Here is a 16894-nt window from a genome sequence, read left to right on the forward strand (position 1 = left end):
GACGGACCCGGGTTTCTCGCGGAATGGGCGTGGCCGAGCCCGTTCCGCGAGGAGTCCCTGGCGTCTTGGCGATCCTCAGCGGAGGATCAACCGGTAATAATGCACATTGCTGAGAAGATCAAGGGGCTGGCAGATTCGCCGTTCTCTGTCACCATTGCCCCATGCATGTCCTTCGTCTCATGCGCGCCGCGGTGTTCGCGGTCGTGTGTGTGACGGTGTCGATGGCCATGCACACGCTGGCCCAGGGCGCTCCCGTGGCCCCGGGCGTCCTGGCCGGGGCGATGCCACCGGTCGCGGTGGGAGCGTTCTTCCTCGCCCGGCGCCAGCGTGGGCTCGGCGTGCTGATGGGGGCCGGGTTCGCCACCCAGTACGGCCTGCACCTGTGGTTCTCCGCCGGAATGGTTCCGCCGCCCACCGAGCACCCTCATGGCGGGGGCCTGTCCGCGGGCCTGTTCATGCTGCTGGTGCACGTCGCGACGGCACTGCTGTCGGCCTACTGGCTGGAACGTGGAGAATCGGGCCTGGCCGTCATCCTGAGGCTGCTCGTCGCCTCGGTCCTCACCCTCCTGGTGTGGCGGGCCCCCGTCATCGCCCACCGCGTCACCCCTCCGGCCAGGGGTGACGATCGCGTTCCCCTCGTCACCCGGCTGCTCACCGCGGCCGTCTCCCGGCGTGGTCCGCCGGCAGGTTTCTCCGTCATCTGATCGGGCCCGCGGGCCCGAGTGCCGCCGCGCCCCGCGGACGGCCTTTCTCATGAACCCCTCGCCGAGATGGCGCGTACCTCTCGTCGTGCGCGCCTCCTGTGAACGGAGAACCTCCCATGACGTCGGACGTCGAGGTTCAGCCCACCGCTGAGCCGTCCTCCCCTTCCGCACCCCACGAGCCCTCCACCTGGCCCGTCCTGCGTTCGCTCCTGCTCCGCCTGCACTTCTACGCCGGCATCCTCGTCGCGCCCTTCCTGCTGGTCGCGGCGACGACCGGCCTGCTCTACGCGGCCTCCTACCAGGTGGAGAAGGTGGTCTACTCCCACGAGCTGACGGTCCCGGTCCCGGCGGGGCAGGCGAGGCTGCCGCTCTCGCAGCAGGTCGCCACCGCCACGGCCGCACACCCCGAGGGCACCCTCGGCGCCGTACGAACCGCCGCCGGACCCGGGGACACGACCCAGGTCCTGCTCGATGTGCCGGGCCTCGCCGAGAGCACCCGGCTGGCGGTCTTCGTCGACCCCTACACCGGCGAGGTGAGGGGGGCCCTGGAGAGTTACGGCAGCTCCGGCGCGCTGCCGGTGCGAACCTGGATCTCCACCTTCCACCGTCACCTGCAACTGGGCGAGCCGGGACGTCTCTACAGCGAGCTGGCCGCCAGCTGGCTGTGGGTCGTCGCGCTCGGCGGACTGCTGCTGTGGCTGAGCCGCCGCCGGAACGGCCGGCGGTTGCGCCGCCTGATCGCGCCCGAACGCGGCGTTCGCGGCCCGCGGCGGACGCTCTCCTGGCACGGCTCGGTCGGCCTGTGGGCGGTGGTCGGTCTGCTCTTCCTGTCCGCCACCGGTCTGACCTGGTCGAAGTACGCCGGAGCGAATGTCGACGCGCTCCAGACCGCGCTGAACTGGTCCACTCCGGCGCTGTCCACCTCCGCGGGCGACCACGCCGACCACGGGGGCGGGGGCGGCGCCGGTCACGGCTCCACCCAGCCCGTCGACGCCGACCAGGTCACGCGGGCCGCCGAGGGCGAGGGGCTGTCCGGGCCCCTGGAGATCGTCTGGCCGGGCGAGCCCGGGAGCGCCTACGTCGTCAAGGAGACGGACCGCGACTGGCCGCAGCGCAACGACCAGGTGGCGGTCGACCCCGCCACCGGCCAGGTCACCGGTGAGCTGCGCTTCGCCGACTTCCCCATCGGGGCCAAGCTCACCCGCTGGGGCATCGACGGGCACATGGGCGTGCTGTTCGGCCTGCCCAACCAGATCCTCCTGATGGCGCTGGCCGCGGGACTGATCTCCGTCATCGTGCTGGGCTACCGGATGTGGTGGCTGCGCCGTCCGACCCGCGGCTTCGGCACCCCCTACGAGCGAGGCGACCTGCGGCGGCTGCCCTGGGCCGTGGTCCTGCCCCTGGCGGCCGTGGTGATCGCCGTGGGACTGTTCCTGCCGCTGCTCGGGATCTCGCTGCTCGCCTTCCTCGTGCTCGACGTCGTACTCGGTCGGGTCAAGGCGTCCCGCGCCGGAGCGCCGGGCGTCGGGAAGCCGGACGCTGAGATGCCCGACTCCGGGAAACCCGCCGCCGGGTCGTCCGGCCCCGTGAAGTCCGGTGCCGGGGACAACGCCGCCGGGCAGTCAGGCGATGAGGAATCCGGAGTCGAGACGTCCGATTCCGAAAAGTCAGGGGTCTAGGCGCCCGCCTGACGTGGGTGGGGGTACGGCGTCGCCGTACCCCCACGCATGGGCCGGTTCACTGCTTGACCGGCGGGCCTCCTGCCACGACGTTCCGGACGTTGGCCTTCCACCGTTCGATCGATTCCCGGATCCTCCGCTCCCGCGACTCGGCTCTGCGCAGCCTCCGCGAGCCCTGCCGACAACGACGCCGCGCCCAGGGCGAACCGGGGCGGGCCGGCCGGGACGGACGTCAGACCGCTTCCAGCTCGATCATTGTGAAGCTGAGACCTGTCGGGGTGACCGAGACCCGGCGCCATCTCGAGGCGGCGAACAACGCATCGAATTCGGGCAGGTCACGCTCTTGGCCCGGCGACATGGCCAGCATGTGCATGTCGGCGAGCGGTTCGACACCCGGGGCCCCGATCTCACCGATCACGTTCTCCACGACCACGGCGCGGGCTCCCGAGCGGGCGGAGGCACGGCAGTTGCGCAGGATCCGCACGCACTGCTCGTCCGACCAGTCGTGCAACACCGCCTTCAGCAGTACAGGTCGGCTGCCGGAACGGCGTGGAAGAAGTCACCGCCGACGGCCTCGAAACGGTCCGCCACACCGTCCTTCTCGGCCTCTTGCCGGGCCGTGGCCGCGTTGACCGGCAGGTCGAGGTTCAGGCCGCGCAGCGCCGGGTTGCTCTGAAGGATGCCGCGTACAAGTGCTCCGGTGGCGCCGCCGACATCCACCGCGACCGAGACGTTCGTGGTGTCGATCGTCGCGGCCACCAGCCGGTTCAACCGGTCGCTGACGCCCGCCAGCGCGGCCGAGAACAGCGCGGCCTCCTCGGGCCGTTCGGCCAGGTAGGAGAAGAAATCGGTGCCCAGCACCGCCTCGACCTGAGTACCGCCCTTGCGGACGGCCTCGGGCATCCGCTCCCAGGGCCGCCAGTGTGACGGACCGGCCCAGACCAATGCCAGTTCCCGCAGCGTGTTCGGCACTCCCGACCGGAGCAGCTCGCTCATCGGTGTCCCCGAGAACCGGCGATCGCCCTCGTAGGCCACCAGGCCGAGTGACGCACAAGCTCGCAAGAGCCGGTATGTGGTGCGCGGGTCGCTGGACTCGCGCTCAGCGATCTCTTCCGCGGTCAGTGACTCCGTGGCGAGATGATCGGGGATGGAAAGGTCAACCGCCGTGCGGACGATCTGGCTCACCCAGTAGCCACTGATCATCTGCATGAGGGTGACGACAACGGCCGGGGTCTCGGTTTCGCTCGCCGAAGAGTTCACGGTCTCGGTCATGGATTGATCGCGGACCTTGTTGTTTCGCACCTTGGTCATGAGCGCTGCGCTCCTTGTTCGTCCGCGACCTGAATGATCGTCTTTCCGGGCGTGCGGCGGTGGCGGGCGAACACCACGTCCACCTCGCCGACGTGCCGCAGATCGTCGGCGTCCAGGTCGAGGAAGGTCTGCGCGCCGAGGCTGAGCGCGATGTCACGATCGTCGTCCCGGCCGGTGCCGATCACGCGGGCGCCCGCCTCTCGCGCGAGTTGGACGGCGATCGAGCCGACGCCGCCCGCGGCGTGAGGGTAAGGCATGCCGGTCAGGGTGAGGCTGCCGACACCCACGTCGCGGTCTCGTACGGTGATCGCTCGCATGCTCGGTCCTTTCATGAACGTTCGTCGCCATGGGGTGGTCGTGGGGCTCAGCGCGGGTCCGCTCGTAGCGCGCTTGGTGCCGGATCCTGGCCACGGAGGCCGCGGATCGCCCGTCGTCGGTGCGCCTGTGAGCGTCGTGTGGCCTCGTGTGATGTCCGATCAGCTCGGCCAGGGCGAGCCGATCATGCGCTCGACCGTCGTCGTGCGCTGGAAGCCGGGGATGAAGTGCTCGAGCACGTCGGAGTTCACGGTGCCGGCCGTGGTTTCGGGGCGGTTCTTGAGCCCGTCGACGTAGGCTCGCAGAAACTCGTTCTTGAAGTCCCCTCGCGGGTGGACGGCGAGGATTTCGCCCAGCTGGTCGTGTTCCAGTCCGTCCAGGCCGAAGCCGAGCACGTCGGTCAAGACGCCGAGGTACGTGGTCGCGATCTCCGGGGCCATCCGGTCGGGAATGCCCGGCGTGGTGTGCAGCGCGATCGCCGTCCAGACGGTCTCGGCGGCGGCCGCCGAGAAACCCCGGTCCAGAAGGAACTTGCGCGCATGGTCGGCGCCATCGACTTCGAAGCGCTGCTCGACGTCGGAAAAGGGGGTCAGGAGTCCGGTGTCGTGGAACATGGCCGCCACGTAGAGCAGCTCGGGGTCCGGTTTCACGCCGAGCTTGTGAGCGTGAATCAGGCTGAAGAAGAAGACCCGCCGGGAGTGGTGGTAGATGAGAGGGCTGGTCGTCTCCTGGATGAGCCTGGTCGCTTCGGCGACCGCCGCTGTCGCAGGGATCTCCAACCCTGCGATGACCTCTGACATGACCTCTGGCCTCCTGGGAAGTGCGTCGGCGGTGGACCGTGTGTCCGACGTCCATGCTGCCCACCGGCCGGCGTGCGGCGCCGCCTTCGTCCGGCCAGGAATCACTTATATCCGGACAGGGCGAGATCGCAGCCGTGCGCTCCACCACGTCGCGTGGCCAGGTCCGGCACGTGGCCTGCGACGTCGCGTCGTCCGTCACCGCCGGTTCCGCGCGATGCCCGGTGCGGGGTTCATCGCGTGAGCCGACCGGGCCTCGGTCGCGGCACGCCGAAGCCATCCAGGGGCCGGAGGGGTGGCTTCGGCGCTCGCTGCCGGTTGAGCAACCCGCTCAGGAGGATCTTGGTAACGGTGTGCTAACAATGAACGGTGTCCATGCTTCCTGCGTCGCCGGCCGGCGGCGGTCGGTGCCGCCGGGATCCGGTCGGTCACCGCGCGGGTCCGGCTCCGGAGGGATCGGAGCGGTGAACGCCCCCCACTCCGTCGCGATCCTCGTCTACGACGGGGTGACGTTGCTGGACGTCGCCGGTCCCGCGGAGGTGTTCAAGGAGGCGAATCGGTTCGGTGCCGACTACCGGATCGTGCTGCTGTCGCCGACCGGTGCGGACGTCACGTCGAACATCGGAGCCCGGCTCTCGGTCGACGGCGCCGTCTCCTCGGAGCCGGCTTTCGAGACGTTGCTGGTGGCCGGGTCCAACCTCTATCCGCGCGCCCGTGTCCCCGGCGACCTGGCGGACGCCGCGCGGATACCGGCGGCTGTGGCCGGCCGGGTCGCGTCGATCTGCACCGGGGCGTTCGTCCTCGCCGCCGCCGGTCTCCTCGACGGCAAGCGCGCGACCACGCACTGGCAGGTCGCGCACGAGCTCGCCGCCCGGTGTCCGACGTGCCGCGTCGAGCCCGACGCGATCTACGTCCGCGACGGCACCACGTACACGTCGGCGGGGGTGACGGCCGGCATCGACCTGGCGCTCGCTCTCGTGGAAGAGGACCACGGGCCCGACCTGGCGCGCGATGTCGCCCGCGCCTTGGTGGTGTACATGCAGCGTGCGGGCGGCCAGTCCCAGTTCTCGGCACCGCTGCAAGGACCGCCGCCCCGCTCGCCGGCTCTCCGCACGATCACCGACCTGGTGACGGCGAACCCCCACGGGGACCACTCGCTCGGTGAACTCGCGAAACACCTCAGCATGAGCACCCGGCACCTCACCCGGCTTTTCCACGACGAGCTGTCCACGACACCGGCCCGCTACGTGGAAAGCATCCGATTCGACATGGCCAGGGCACTGCTCGACCAGGGACACACCGCGACGCAGGCCGCGACCCTCGCCGGGTTCCCCAGTTACGAAAGCATGCGACGGGTCTTCGCCAGGAAGTTGTCGATCAGCCCCGCCGCCTACCAACGCCGGTTCGGCACGGCCCGCCGCGCCAACGCGGGTTAGCGGCGCTCTGTCAGGCCGGTGTGTCGTGGGGTCGCCGGGGTGGAGTGGGCAGGCGCATGCCCCACCTGCCGCCGGACGATGAAACCGTTGCGTCGCAGCGGTCATCGACAGGCCTGGCAAGGCATTGCTAGTCCGGGTGGTGCTGGTGCTGCAGGTAGGCGGCGGTCTCGGGGTTGGCCGGGAAGTAGGCCTCGATGGCCAGCTCGGCGACGGTGATGTCCAGCGGGGTGCCGAAGGTGGCCATCGTGCTGAAGAAGGCAAGCTCCCGGTAGCCGCGGCGGAGCCGTAGCGGGATCACGATGTCGCCGGACCCCGGCCGCTCTATCTCGGGCTCGGGCTGGTCACAGGGATAGTCGTCGAGCTCGCGCCAGAGCGCGGCGAGGTCGGGATCGGCGGTGAGACTGATCTGGCGGCGCAGCCGGTGCAGCAGGTGGGCTCGCCACTCGCCCAGATTGGTGATCCGCTGGGCCATCCCCTTGGGGTGCAGGCTCAGCCGGAGCACGTTGACCGGCGGGACGAGCAGCTCCGGTGCGACCCCGCGCAGCAGCAGGCCGGTGGCGGAGTTGCGGTCCACCAGATTCCAGCGCTGGTCGACGACCACCGCGGGGTAGGGCTGGTGCCCGCTCAGGACCTGGCCCAGAGCCTCCCTGACCGAGGCCATGTGCGGGGAGTTTAGCGGGGTCTCCGAGTAGACCGGGGCGAACCCGCCGGAGAGCAGGAGGTGGTTGCGCTCGCGGAGGGGAAGCTCCAGCTCCTCGGCGAGGTGGAGGATCATCTCCCTGCTGGGTTTGGAGCGGCCGGTCTCCACGAAGCTCAGGTGACGGGTGGAGATGTCGGCTTGGAGGGCGAGATCCATCTGGCTCATCCGCCGACGTTCCCGCCACTGGCGGAGAAGTTCGCCGACTGGCCGGGACACGCTGGTGCTGGTCACGCATAACACGATAACCGGCAGGGGCGGGGGGAAACCATTACCGTCCACGTAGTGATTACCATGATGTTATCTAGCGTGCACGAGATACGCGTATGCCAGATGAAAACATCGGTCGCACTAGATTTACCGATGATAAATGCCTATTAAAGGTGGAAAATGCGATGCGTTTGCCGGTAAGTGGTGGAGGTGTTTCGGGGTGAGCCGGGGAGGCGTTTCGGCCAGGTAAGAGGAGCCGCGAACGCCCGGCCCCGTTTCCGCGGGCGGAGCTCACGGCCGGGGGACGCCTCAGGCGGATTTCCCGGGGCTGTCCCATCGGCGATCGGGCTGCTCACGCGGGACCAGGGTCGGGTTGACGTTGTCGAGCACGGTGTCGCGGTCGATCACGACGCGGGCCACGTCGTCGCGGCTCGGCACCTCGAACATCACGTCGAGCAGGACCTCTTCGAGGATCGCCCGGGTGGCTCGGGCTCCGGTGCGGCGGAGCAGCGCCTGTTCGGCGATCGCACCGACGGCGTCCTCGGTGAACTCCAACTCGACCCCGTCGATCTCGAAGAGCCTCCGGTACTGCTCGATCAGCGCGTTGCGCGGCTCGGTGAGGATCCGGATCAGCGCCGTCCGGTCCAGCTGCCGGAAGGTCGACACCACGGGGAGCCGGCCGACCAACTCCGGGATCAGCCCGAACGTCAGCAGGTCCTCGGGCAGGACCTCGGCGAGGGCGCCCTCCTCCTGCTCCTTGCCGCAGAACGTGCACCTCAGCGGGTCGCCGCCGGCGATGCGTGCCATGGGAAACGTCTCCTCAACGGTTGTGCGGTCCGGAACGCGGGAGGGCCGGGTCCGGGGGTCAGAGGGTCACGGGCAACGACGCCAGACGCCAGGTGCCCGGGTCGGGGACGAGCCCCGTGGCCTGCGGGTCGGCGAGCGCCAGCTCGGGGAAGCGGCGCAGCAGGGCGGTGAGCGCGACCTCGGTCTCCACCCGGGCCAGGGCGGCCCCGAGACAGAAGTGCGGTCCGTGGGCGTAGCCGAGGTGGCCCGCCGCGCCTGCGGCACGGCCGAGGTCGAGCCGTTCGGGGTCGGCGAACGCGCGGGGGTCGCGGTTGGCGGAGACGATGGAGACGGTGACGGGGTCACCTTTGGGGATCGTCACGCCGAACAGCTCGACGTCCTCTCTCGGGTGGCGGGGAATGCTCAGCAACTGCGGCCCGCACCAGCGGGTCAGCTCCTCGACGGCACGGGGCATGAGCTCGGTGTCCTGGCGCAGCGCGGTGAGCTGGCCGGGATGGCGGAGCAGGGCCTCGACGGCGTTGGCGATGAGGTTCGTCGGCGTCTGCCCGGCGAGGACCAGATTCCAGACCAGGGTGACCAGCTCGGCGTCGCCGAGCCGGTCCTCGTCGTCGGTTCGGGTGCGGACGAGGGCGGAGATCAGGTCGTCGCCGGGCTCGGCCCTCCGGCGGGCGACCGCCGCCTCGGCCCCTTCCATGATGCCGGGTATGGCCTCGGCGAACGCCTGGCCCCAGCCGGCCGCCACGGCGGCTCCGTACTCCCGCCAGCGCGGCCGGTCGGCCTCGGGGATGCCGACCAGCTCGCAGATCACCTCGATCGGCAGCGGCCGGGCGAAGTGCGCCAGCAGGTCCACCGAGCCGTCCTCGGCGTGGTCCGGCAGGTCGTCGAGCAGGCTCTCGACGATCGGTTCGATCCGCGGCCGGAAATCGGCGGCGCGGCGCGCGGTGAACGCGGGCGACACCAGCCCGCGCAGCCGCGCGTGCTCCGGTCCGTCCATTTCCTGCATGGTCCGCATGTAGGCCAGGCAGTGCTCGGGGATGCCGGCGGGCCGGATGAAGCTGTCGGCGTTGAGCTCGAAGCGCGGGTCGCTCAGCATCGCCTTGGCGTCCCGGTGCCGGGTCAGAACCCACATCGGTCGCATGCCGGGGGCCAGGAGCCGGGCCAGCGGCGAGTGCTCCCGGACGCGTCCGTAAGCGGCGGCGGGGTCGCGCAGTACGTCGAGGTCGGTCAGGTCGATCTCGGGAACGCCGCTCGCATCCGGTCTGACGTCGGTCATGAACACTCCAGTTTTCAGATGATGAGATCAGATGTTCTCATCATATGCACAGCCCCGAGTATCTTGGGGCGGGACGAACGGGCATGCCGGAACGAGGAGACGATGGGCCAGCTCAGCAGGGCGGAAATGCAGGAGCGCAACCGCGCCAAGGTGCTGGCCGCCGCCAGGGAGGAGTTCGCCGAGCGGGGCTTCCGCGACGCCAAGATCGACAGCATCGCCGAGCGCGCCACGCTCACCCGCGGCGCCGTCTACTCCAACTTCCCCGGCAAGCGCGCTCTCTACTTCGCCGTCCTGGCCGACCTCGCCGAGCGCACCCCCGAGTCACCGCACCCGGAGCCGGAGCGCACCGCCCGCGAGGCGCTCGGCGCGTTCGCCCGCGCCTGGGTCGCCCGGCTCCCTCTCGCCACCGACGAAGAGCACGGCACGGCCCGGCTCGGCATGGACCTGATGTCGGAGATCCTCGTCGAAGAACGGACCCGGAGGCCGTACACGCAGCTGATGAAGCTCGACGCGATCCTGCTCGGACTGGCCCTGGAACGGCTGCGTCCGCCCGGGGCACCCGCGGGCCGCCTGGTGAACGTGGCCGAGGCCGTGCTCACGACCCTGCACGGCGCGAGCCAGCTGGCCGCCGCCGCTCCCGGTTTCGTCGAGCCCTTCAACGTCGTCAGCGTCTGCGAGCACCTCGCGGATCTCGGCCTGGGCGACGTGTGGCAGCCTCCGCACCTCGCCTACGTCCCGCGGGCGAGGCCCGCGGGCGAGCCGTGGTCCCCGCCGCCCGCCGTGGACGTCATCGGCGGCGGACCCGCGCGGCTCGCGGGCGACGGCGTGGTGGCGATCCTCGGGCTGCACCGGCTTGAGGCCGTCGAGGAGGCGGTACGGGCCGCACCACCCGAGGCCACGGTCACCGCCGTCCTGGTCACCGGCGATCCCGACGAGCTGGCGCCGCTGGCGCGGCTGGCCGTCGCCGAGCTCCGCGTCTGCCTGCGCCAGGCATTCCCGCCGTCGGCATGGCCTCGCCTGCAGGTGGTGTACGACACCGCCGGCGTCCTCGCCGCGGCGGCCGGCGTGCCCGCCGTCAGCGACGGGACCGAGGCGGCCGTTCGCGTCCAGGCGGGCCGGATCGTCGCACGGGCCGACGGCCGAGGCGCGTGCCACGCCGCGGCGTCGGACGGGCCGGACGGGCCGGACGGGTCGGAGAGCCCGGCCCGGACGCCGCACGCGAGATGGGACGGGTGACGGCCGACGCCTCGCCCGGGAGCTCCCGTTGTGCCTCGGCGCGCGTATCGCCGTGGCGCCGGCTGCCCGGACGGCCTCCGGAGAATCCGCTGATTCCCGTGAGGCCGGAGGGGCCGCATCCATGCCGGCTGAGGGCATGGCCACCCACCTTTGAGCCGGCAGGCGAAGGTCGTGCACGTCTCAGCGGCTGCTGCGCTTCACATTGTCTATAATTATGTACATGACAGTTCTTCCTCTGGCTGATGCCCGTGCCCGGCTGTCCGGCATCGTCGAATCCGCCGTCAGCACACACGAACGATTCGAGATCACTCGCAACGGCGTGCCGGCGGCCGTGCTGCTGGCCGCGGACGACTACGAGACGATGCGCGAAATGATCGAAATTCTCGCCTCCGCCGAAACGGTGGCGGCCATTCGCGAGGGACTCGCCGATCTGGAAGCGGGACACGTCCACTCCCAGGCGGAAGTGGAAGCCGAACTACGCCGGGCCGGTCGCCTGTGAGCAAGCGGTACGAACTTCACCTCACCCGCCGAGCCAAGCAGGACCTTGCCGAACGCCTACCGGCGAAGGTCGTGCCGGCCGTCTGGGAGTTCGTCACCGGACCGCTGCTGGACAGTCCCCAGCGAGTGGGCAAGCCCCTCGACGAACCTCTCGCCCCTCAATGGTCGGCACGCCGAGGTGACTACCGGGTTCTGTATTTGATCGACGACGGCCGGATCGTCGTCCAGGTGATCACTACCCAGCATCGGGCAGACGCCTATCGGTCTCACTAGTGCCGTGTGCACGAACCGGAACGACAGGTCGCATGACCGATATACCTCCGCGGCTCACGACGCGGGCGTTCATCGCGGGTGGTGTCTCCGGCGACACCCGGTGGAGTTGTACGGAGCGGTCGAACACGTCAGCCTCGGGAGGGAGCCCGAGGCTGAAATCGTCGTGACCTGTCTGTAGGGAGTGGTTCTTTCGTCTCCGCTTCGAACAGTGGGGTCAGCGGCGACGGACCTTGGTGGTCAGGCGGTTGAGGATGCGCTCCCACTCGGTGCCGAAGGGGTTGTCCTGGACGAGGTAGGTCCAGGTGGCGGTGGGACGCTTGAGGCCCGCGCCGTCGAGGTCGAGGCCGTCCTCGGTGATCGGGGCGGTCTCGAAGGCGGCGATCGAGAGGGACTCGGTCTCGGCCAGCATGCGCTGGTAGGCGGCCTTGGCCTCCTTGTTGAACTCGTCGATCGGGCTGAGGCGGCCCAGGGCGCGCAGGTGGATGCCTTCGCGGAGGTCGGCCAGGTCGGCCAGGTGGCCGGCCCAGGATCGGTCGAGGTGGAACAGCACGATCTGCCGGGCGGCCTCGTGCAGCAGGTCCTCGCCGACGGACTCCTTCAGCTCCGACCACCGCTCAGGAGCTCCCGCCGCCAGGGCGTCGCCGGCCGAACGGCCGCGCAGGATCTTGTCGCGGAGGTCGAGGACCAGGCTCCGGTGGAGTTCGAGGAGGCGGGTGTAGCGCCAGGTGTTGCGGTGGATCTCCATGTTGACGCCCTCGGCGACCCGCTGGGCGTGACCCACGAGGCTGTGCTCGGGCACGCCCTTGGCGTACTCGTCGGCCACGTAGTGAGTGATCAGCTCGTCCTCGCCGCTCACGAAGAAGATCGAACCGCCGGGGTCGCCCTGACGCCCCGCGCGCCCGCGGAGCTGGTCGTCCAGGCGGCTGCTGGTGTGCCGGCCGGAGCCGATGACGTACAGGCCGCCGAGCTCGTCGACGCCCTCTCCGAGGCGGATGTCGGTGCCGCGCCCGGCCATCTGGGTGGAGACCGTGATCGTGCCGCGCTCGCCGGCCCCGGAGATGATCGCCGCCTCTTCGGCGTCGTTCTTGGCGTTGAGGACCACGCAGTCGAGGCCGCGCCCGCTCAGGGTCAGCGCCAGGCGCTCGGACTCGGCCACGTCCAGGGTGCCGATGAGGATCGGCCGCCTGGTGGCGTGCACCTCGACGATCTCGTCGACCAGCGCGCGGTCCTTCTCCATCCGGTACTCGAACAGCCGGTCGGGCTCGTCGATCCGCACACACGGCCGGTTGGACGGGACGACGACCACCTTGAGGTCGTAGAACTCCCGGAGCTGGTCCCCGACCGCGACCGCGGTGCCGGTCATCCCGCACTTCTCGGGATAGCGGGTGATCAGGCCCTGGACGGTGATCGAGTCGAGGATCTCGCCGGTCTCCGAGGGGGCCAGCGCCTCCTTGGCCTCCACCGCCGCCTGCAGGCCGTCCGGCCAGCGTTGCAGCATCGCCACCCGGCCCCGTGACGGATTGATCAGCTGCACCTTGCCATCGCGCACGATGTAGTCGACGTCCTTGGTCAGCAGGGCGTGAGCGTGCAGGGCGAGGTTCACCTCCGTCAGGGAGGACGGGCTGTCGTAGAGGTTCAGCTGCAGGGCCTGCTCGACGGTGTCGATGCCCTTGGTGGTCAGGTGGACGTTGCGCGCCTGGTCGTCGAGCTCGTAGTGGTAGCCCTTGACCAGTTGGCGGACCAGCGCCGCCATCTCCGGCACCGAACCGCCGGGGTCGGCGCTCCCGGCCAGGACCAGCGGCACCCGGGCCTCGTCGACCAGCACCGAGTCGGCCTCGTCCACCAGCGCCACGTTGGGGGTGGGCACGATCAGGTCGGCCACGTCGGTGCAGAGCCGGTCGCGCAGCACGTCGAAGCCGATCTCGCTGACCGAGCCGTACGTCACGTCCTTGGCGTAGGCGGCCCGGCGCTCCTCCGGCGTGGAGCTCTGGCCGATCCAGCCGACTGAGACACCCAGCGCCTCGTACAGCGGGCCCATCCACTCGGCGTCCCGCTGGGCCAGGTAGTCGTTGACCGAGATCACGTGGACGCGCTTGCCCTGGAGGGCGTATCCGGCGGCGGCCATGGCGCCCGACAGGGTCTTGCCCTCGCCCGTGGCCATCTCGGCGACGTTTCCCGACATCATGGCCAGCGTGCCGACAAGCTGCACGTCGTACGGCCGCAGCCCCAGCGTGCGGTGCGCGGTCTCCCGCACGATCGCGCAGAATTCGGCCAGATCGTCCGTGGAGGGCACCGGAAGCTCGTCGAGCTCCCTGATCCGGTCCTCGCGGGTCGCGGCAGCCGCCACGGTCCGCTCGAACGGCGTCCGGTCGATCGAACCGGGGCGCTCCAGGAACCGCCTGACGAGCTGAGTTATCGAGGCCACGTTCCCTCCAACGCCCGTTCCCGGGCTCACGTTCCCACTGTCGCCCTTACCGTACCGACTGTCGTCTCACCGTACAGACGGGGTAGATCATTCCTGAGATGGGACCACCGAAGCGAGCCGGAGGCCCGCTCGATACGGGGAATCGGGAGGGCGGCGCCGCGTCGGCCGTACCCTCGCGACACAAAACCGAACCGGATTCGTGTCAGCCGTGGACACGACGTCCGGGGGAGGACACGCTAGGCGCGTGCCCTTTCCCGACCGGGTGTCCGCACCGGCTCGGGCATCGTCACGGCCCTCGCGCGGTGTCATACCCCGTCCCTTTCCCCGGAGGCACGATGAGCCTGTCCGATCTGCAGCCGGTCCCCGCGGACCGGCTCCTCTTCCGGCTGCCGCCGACGTTCGAGACCGTGGAGGAGGAACGCCGCCATCGCCGGGAACGCCTGGTGGCCGCGCTGCGGCTGTTCGGCCGGTTCGGCTTCGAGGAGGGCGTGGCCGGTCACATCACCGTCCGCGACCCCGAGCACACCGACCACTTCTGGGTGAACCCGTTCGGCATGTCGTTCAAGCAGATCACGGTGAGCGACCTCATCCTCGTCAACCACGACGGCCAGGTGGTCGAGGGCCGCTACCACGTCAACCAGGCCGCGTTCGCGATCCACGCGATGGTCCACCAGGCCAGGCCGGACGCGGTCGCCGCCGCGCACAGCCACTCGGTGCACGGCAAGGCCCTGTCGTCGATGGGCACGCTCCTGGAACCGCTGACCCAGGACGCGTGCGCGTTCTACGAGGATCACGGCCTGTTCGACGACTACACCGGCGTGGTCCTGGAGACCGAGGAGGGACGTCGCATCGCCCAGGCCCTCGGCTCCTTCAAGGCCGTCATCCTGCGCAACCACGGCCTGCTCACCGTGGGTGACAGCGTGGACGCGGCGGCCTGGTGGTTCATCACGATGGAGCGCTCGTGCCAGGCCCAGCTTCTGGCCAAGGCGGCCGGCCCCACGGTCAGGATCAGCCACGAGAACGCCAAGCTCACCCACGGCCAGATCGGCAACGACCTGGTCGGCTGGATCAACTTCCAGCCGCTCCACGACCAGATCATCGCGGCGGAGCCCGATCTGCTCGACTGATCCCTGCGGGCGGGGCCTGTCTCCCGAGCCTCCGGGGCTTTCCGGGGCTTCCGGGGACGGCTCCCGCTCCGAGCGTGTCCCACCCAAAAGAGGGTCCTGTGACATCGCAAGTGGTCGTATGACGGTGATCCCACCCATGGGGCGGGCCGGTCTGGTGGGGCTGCCTCGCAAACCGGCCTACCCGTCTTTCGTGTCAGACGCGATGCGTTTCAAACGGACCGTGAAACAGTCGGTGTCAGGTCTCTTCCGGGACCGTTCCGCCGCGGCCCGGTCTCCTCGCCGCGAGGGAGGATTATTCCACCATGGTGCAGAAGCGGCGATAACCGGCGTTGTAGCCGGCTACCCAGCCCCTGTCGTACTCGCTCATTCTCCGGTCTCCCTGGAAAGAGTGCATTATCCTGCTCCTGCAGTCCTGTCCGGCGGCCCTGTAACCGTCTCGGTAGCCATCCCAGTACCCGCGCCACGGTGGCTGCTCGTCCGACACGCCCGCGCCCGTCGCCGTTCCGCTGTGCGATGCGTCCGAGGCGTGTGAGATCGAGGCCGGTCCGAGGGCGAGGAGCGAGAGAAGCATCGGTCCGAGCACCATCAGCTTTTGCTTGCCATGCATGGATTTCTCCTTTAGCCGGGCCGTGATCAGGGATAACCTCACGGCCGTGAACAACGGCCACGCTATAAGGCGAATTGTTGGGAGCAAAGGATTTAATTGCTCATTTTCGTATTCTTGGAGCAAGCCCAGGCGAAGCCAATTTTGCCTCTCATTTTGTTTATCTCGGTTTTTTGGGGGAACTTGTCAACCCCTCGGGAAAGCGCGGAAATCAGTGCTCCGAAGTCGCGGGGCGAATGGAAAGGCCGGTTCGAAGATGTGACGGCCCTTACGTGACGGCCTTTGTGCGGCGGCCTTTGTGCGGCGGCCTTTGCGTGACGGTCGGTGAGAAGCGGCCTACCTTGGCGCCGAGGAGTCGTTTCTCTCGCGAAGGGCGAGCAGGCCGGACAGTGGCGAGGAGCAGGGCCGCGCCGCAGGCGGTCTGCGGGGTGAGCCGTTCGCCCAGCAGGAGCATCCCGATGACCGCCGCGCGGACCGGTTCCACGTCATCCACAAGCAGGGAGATCACGGAGGCCGTGGTGGCCCGCACCGCGGCGAGGCCGGCGGGGAACGGGCCGTGGGCCGGACGAGGTCGCCGCCACACACGGCCACTCGGTGTACGGCAAGGCCCTGTCGTTTGACGGTGATTTCACTCAAGGGACAGGCCGGTCTGAGGCGAAGCCCGTGGGCCTCCGTCAGCAGACCGGCCTGGTCTCTTCGAAACCTGGCTTCTCTCAGCGGGGTCTCAGCGCCGAGAGGAAGGGTCAGTCTGTGGTGGCAGTGCCGGTGACAGCGCCCGTGCTGGTGCCTGTGCCCGTGCCGGTGACAGCGCCATCGCCACGGCCACGGCCATCGTCACGGCCACGGCCGCGGTCATCGTCACGGCCACGGCCATGGTCATCGTCACGGCCACGGCCGCGGTCATGGTCATGGTCACGGCCACGGGTGCAGAAGCGGGCGTAGCCGTCGTCGTAGCCGGCCAGCCAGCCTCTGTCGTAGTCGCTCATTCTATGGCGATGGTGGAAGGAGCCTCTCCTTCTGCAGTCCTGGCTGGCAGCCCTGTAGCCATCCCGGTAGCCGTTCTGGTACCCACCTCTTGGGGGCTGGTCGTCGGCCGCCGCTCCGTTGTGCGAGACGTCTGCCGCCACCGCCCGCACGGAACTCGGCGTGGCCGAGGCGTGCGAGATCGAGGCCGGTCCGAGGGCGATGACCGCAAGAAGCGCCGGGCCGAGCACCGTCAGCTGTTGCTTTCCATACATGGATTCCTCCTGGTCGGGCCGCGAGCAGGAATCGCCTGGCGGCCGTGAACAACGGCCACGCTATAAGGCGAATTGTTGGGAGCAAAGGATTTAATTGCTCATTTTCGTATTATTGAAGCAAGCTGCGGCGAAACCAATTTTGACTCCTGTTTTGTTTCTTTCGATTGTTTTTGGGAACTTATCGGCTTTCTGGGAAGGCGTGGAAAGTCGGGCTCGCGCGGTCGTGGGGCGGACGGAAAGGCCGCTCCCGGCGATGGAGCGGCC

The 16894-nt window shown here is 69.3% G+C and carries 15 protein-coding genes and 2 pseudogenes; 7 read left to right on the plus strand and 10 right to left on the minus strand.

The genetic code is table 11. The features are described 5' to 3' along the window. Nucleotides 1-161: 161 nt before the first annotated feature. On the plus strand, nt 162-704 hold the full coding sequence (locus J2853_RS44340; RefSeq protein ID WP_307567867.1) for a hypothetical protein: 543 nt from the start codon (nt 162-164) through the stop codon (nt 702-704). 116 nt (nt 705-820) lie between these two features. Further along, the gene (locus J2853_RS44345) at nt 821-2383 is read left to right on the plus strand and encodes a PepSY-associated TM helix domain-containing protein (RefSeq protein WP_307567869.1); all 1563 of its coding nucleotides are present in this window, start codon (nt 821-823) and stop codon (nt 2381-2383) included. Nucleotides 2384-2615: 232 nt separating this feature from the next. On the opposite strand, the pseudogene J2853_RS44355 reads toward J2853_RS44345, so the two are convergent. The 3 genes and pseudogenes from J2853_RS44355 to J2853_RS44365 form a co-directional block, all read right to left on the minus strand. Beyond that, a pseudogene (locus J2853_RS44355) lies at nt 2616-3694 on the minus strand (methyltransferase). Then, the gene (locus tag J2853_RS44360) at nt 3691-4011 is read right to left on the minus strand and encodes a zinc-binding dehydrogenase (protein WP_307567875.1); all 321 of its coding nucleotides are present in this window, start codon (nt 4009-4011) and stop codon (nt 3691-3693) included. The pseudogene J2853_RS44355 and the gene J2853_RS44360 overlap by 4 nt, the downstream one beginning before the upstream one ends. A gap of 159 nt (nt 4012-4170) precedes the next feature. After that, nucleotides 4171-4809, minus strand: coding sequence for an HD domain-containing protein (locus J2853_RS44365; RefSeq protein WP_307567876.1), 639 nt, complete (start codon nt 4807-4809; stop codon nt 4171-4173). 461 nt (nt 4810-5270) lie between these two features. Here J2853_RS44365 and J2853_RS44370 point away from each other — a divergent pair, with 461 nt between their 5' ends. Continuing rightward, entirely contained in the window at nt 5271-6242 is a 972-nt protein-coding gene (locus tag J2853_RS44370; RefSeq protein ID WP_307567878.1) for a GlxA family transcriptional regulator, read from the plus strand. A 127-nt stretch (nt 6243-6369) separates the two neighbouring features. Here J2853_RS44370 and J2853_RS44375 read toward each other — a convergent pair whose 3' ends face one another. The 3 genes and pseudogenes from J2853_RS44375 to J2853_RS44385 all read right to left on the minus strand — a co-directional run bounded on the left by J2853_RS44375 (nt 6370) and on the right by J2853_RS44385 (nt 9229). Then, nucleotides 6370-7173, minus strand: coding sequence for a helix-turn-helix domain-containing protein (locus tag J2853_RS44375; RefSeq protein ID WP_307567880.1), 804 nt, complete (start codon nt 7171-7173; stop codon nt 6370-6372). 285 nt (nt 7174-7458) lie between these two features. After that, nucleotides 7459-7887: pseudogene (locus J2853_RS44380) on the minus strand (ClpB D2-like domain containing protein); the annotation flags it as partial. Nucleotides 7888-8014: 127 nt separating this feature from the next. Further along, nucleotides 8015-9229 (minus strand): cytochrome P450 family protein, encoded by a 1215-nt coding sequence (locus tag J2853_RS44385; protein ID WP_307567882.1) that lies wholly within the window; start codon nt 9227-9229, stop codon nt 8015-8017. Between the two features lie 102 nt (nt 9230-9331). On the opposite strand from J2853_RS44385, the gene J2853_RS44390 reads away from it, so the two are divergent. The 3 genes from J2853_RS44390 (at nt 9332) to J2853_RS44400 (ending at nt 11236) form a co-directional block, all read left to right on the plus strand. After that, nucleotides 9332-10465: a TetR/AcrR family transcriptional regulator gene (locus tag J2853_RS44390; RefSeq protein ID WP_307567884.1), complete on the plus strand. Its 1134-nt coding sequence runs from the start codon at nt 9332-9334 to the stop codon at nt 10463-10465. A 220-nt stretch (nt 10466-10685) separates the two neighbouring features. Continuing rightward, entirely contained in the window at nt 10686-10964 is a 279-nt protein-coding gene (locus tag J2853_RS44395; RefSeq protein ID WP_307567886.1) for a type II toxin-antitoxin system Phd/YefM family antitoxin, read from the plus strand. After that, nucleotides 10961-11236 (plus strand): type II toxin-antitoxin system RelE family toxin, encoded by a 276-nt coding sequence (locus tag J2853_RS44400; protein ID WP_307567888.1) that lies wholly within the window; start codon nt 10961-10963, stop codon nt 11234-11236. Before J2853_RS44395 ends, J2853_RS44400 begins: the two co-directional genes overlap by 4 nt. A 214-nt stretch (nt 11237-11450) precedes the next feature. Here the strand turns inward: J2853_RS44400 and secA2 are convergent, their stop codons facing one another. Next, the gene (gene secA2, locus J2853_RS44405; RefSeq protein ID WP_442480525.1) at nt 11451-13652 is read right to left on the minus strand and encodes an accessory Sec system translocase SecA2; all 2202 of its coding nucleotides are present in this window, start codon (nt 13650-13652) and stop codon (nt 11451-11453) included. A gap of 344 nt (nt 13653-13996) precedes the next feature. On the opposite strand from secA2, the gene J2853_RS44410 reads away from it, so the two are divergent. Then, a complete protein-coding gene (locus J2853_RS44410; RefSeq protein ID WP_307567891.1) occupies nt 13997-14788 on the plus strand; it encodes a class II aldolase/adducin family protein in 792 nt (263 codons plus the stop codon). Between the two features lie 292 nt (nt 14789-15080). Here J2853_RS44410 and J2853_RS44415 read toward each other — a convergent pair whose 3' ends face one another. From J2853_RS44415 to J2853_RS44425, 3 genes are all read right to left on the minus strand, one after another. Next, nucleotides 15081-15395 carry a hypothetical protein gene (locus J2853_RS44415; protein WP_307567892.1) on the minus strand — a complete coding sequence of 105 codons (315 nt, stop codon included), beginning with the start codon at nt 15393-15395 and terminating at the stop codon, nt 15081-15083. Nucleotides 15396-15660: 265 nt separating this feature from the next. Further along, nucleotides 15661-15900, minus strand: coding sequence for a hypothetical protein (locus J2853_RS44420; RefSeq protein WP_307567893.1), 240 nt, complete (start codon nt 15898-15900; stop codon nt 15661-15663). A gap of 235 nt (nt 15901-16135) precedes the next feature. Next, nucleotides 16136-16630 (minus strand): hypothetical protein, encoded by a 495-nt coding sequence (locus tag J2853_RS44425; protein ID WP_307567894.1) that lies wholly within the window; start codon nt 16628-16630, stop codon nt 16136-16138. Nucleotides 16631-16894 lie beyond the last annotated feature (264 nt).

This window comes from Streptosporangium lutulentum (genome assembly GCF_030811455.1).
Classification (GTDB): Bacteria; Actinomycetota; Actinomycetes; order Streptosporangiales; family Streptosporangiaceae; genus Streptosporangium; species Streptosporangium lutulentum.